The organism is Alcanivorax sp. HI0044, assembly GCF_001634945.1.
Genome location: NZ_LWEZ01001921.1, coordinates 1 through 1717, shown reverse-complemented (window position 1 = coordinate 1717; position 1717 = coordinate 1). Strand labels below are relative to the sequence as shown.

Below are 1717 nucleotides of genomic sequence, written 5' to 3'. Positions count from 1 at the left end.
CGTTCACGGCGATAACGGACCGGGTGACCCTCGAACGGATCCATACGTTCGATTTCGCGGTGGTCCCACAGCTGGTACAAGACGCCCTGCACCTCCGGCCCGCCATGGTCCGCCTTCACGATGTTGGCGTAGGCAATCCCTTCTTTGCCATGGGCGCGCTTGTTAAACGCCAATTGCCAACCGGGTAATTGCGCCCGTAACGATTGCCGATAGCGCATGCCCCGCACCGCCATTCGTGCCGGGTTCATGTTCGACCCATAGGCAAAGTAATAATCACACTCCACACATCACTCCTGGTTATTGCTGGACGCCGGATGCCCGACGACAGACGCCTGCATTCAAAACCTGAAAAACTTAAACCCTGGTCGCCATGCTCTCTGCACAAAACACATTACCCATTATTTCCTGAATAATGGCCCTCCCTCAAAAGGAGGCACCGCAAGAGCGAGAGCTCCTTAGCCCATGGGGTTTCACGTCAGGCATCCAGCCTCGAGCGTTAGGCAAAGCGCAGAACATGGCTACCAGGTAATACCACAGGCAGGCGCCCTCTTGCCCACGGCGAGCCCGCTTTATGCCACGCAAACCGGTTATCTGCACCCGCTTGCATGGCATCGCATGACAGGCTAACGTGAATTAACGGGCCGTGCTGAACGATCCGCTGTGATCGTGCTCGCGTCCCCCCAAGGAAACGTACCGGGAGGTGCCCATGTCTCAGGCGAACCGGCAACACCCTGGCGGAAACAATGTTGTTTCCTTCTCTCCACGCCGCAAAGCGGCCAAGCCCCCCATTTTGCGTTTATCCCCGGAATACGATGGCATTGAGCTGTTGTATGCCAATGATCATCACCCTGACAAACTGTTCTCACTGAAAATACTGGCCTGGGCAAGACTGGCCAATGGCGACACCGTGGCCATGGTTCCCTGGCTCAAGGAACCGGTCACCGCCATGGCGCTGGCCGACCCGCTGAATGGCCGCTGGGAAGGTTACCGTCTGCCCGGCAGCGATTACCTGTTCGTGGAGGCACCGGAACACAAGGTACAGGAAATGGATGCGGCCCTGTCGTTCTTCGGCAAGCCACAACCCGGCGAACAGGCCATTCAGGAAATCCCGGATACCATCGGCACCCATGCGGTCTTTTCAGAAGACAACTTCCACACCATCAGCCTGATGGAAGTGGTGAGCTGGAAGCTGTTTGCCGATGGCACCCTGTCGGCCATGGTGGCACAGGAAAACGACCCGGTTGAGACACCGATTCTGCCCGGCGCAGAATGCTTGACCACCGCACAATCGCTACCGGCCTTCCGGTATTTCTTCCAGCACGGCATTGCCAACAAGTTAAAGGAGAGAGACCCGGAAGCACTGGCGGCGGTGGCCATGCTGGCAAAAAGCTGAACGATGACGAATATTCAGGCAGTGCGAAACAACACTGGCACGGGCTAGGCACTGAACCCGGAAAACGAGTTTCTCCGGGCTTCAGGCTAACGGCGATGTTGTGTCACTCAGCTTTTTTTCTTTTCGATCCAGTACAGGTAAAGGTCACCGTCCTGTTCTTGTGTCAGTAGGGTATGACCGAGAAACTGACAAAACTTGGGGATATCCCGCTCGGTAGAAGGGTCTGTGGCCCGCACTTTCAGCACCTCACCCGGCGCCATATCGCGCACTTTGTTATGCAGCATCATGACCGGCTCCGGGCATAGCAGGCCGGTGGCATCAAGG

Annotated in this window: 3 protein-coding genes; 1 reads left to right on the top strand and 2 read right to left on the bottom strand. The window is 56.9% G+C overall.

Annotated features, from left to right (window positions below; all coding sequences use genetic code 11):
* Positions 1 to 284 (bottom strand): gamma-glutamylcyclotransferase family protein (locus A3730_RS28595; protein ID WP_197477727.1); only part of this gene is annotated, 284 nt, incomplete at its 3' end.
* 422 nt (positions 285 to 706) lie between these two features.
* On the opposite strand from A3730_RS28595, the gene A3730_RS28590 reads away from it, so the two are divergent.
* A complete protein-coding gene (locus A3730_RS28590) occupies positions 707 to 1393 on the top strand; it encodes a hypothetical protein (protein ID WP_063519918.1) in 687 nt (228 codons plus the stop codon).
* 107 nt (positions 1394 to 1500) lie between these two features.
* Here the strand turns inward: A3730_RS28590 and tusA are convergent.
* Positions 1501 to 1717: sulfurtransferase TusA (gene tusA / locus A3730_RS28585; RefSeq protein ID WP_063539422.1), on the bottom strand; the 217-nt coding region annotated here is incomplete at its 5' end.

Bases quoted from the DNA above. Each gene is read 5' to 3' on its own strand.
- A3730_RS28590 (WP_063519918.1), top strand. From the start codon at position 707: ATGTCTCAGGCGAACCGGCAACACCCTGGCGGAAACAATGTTGTTTCC.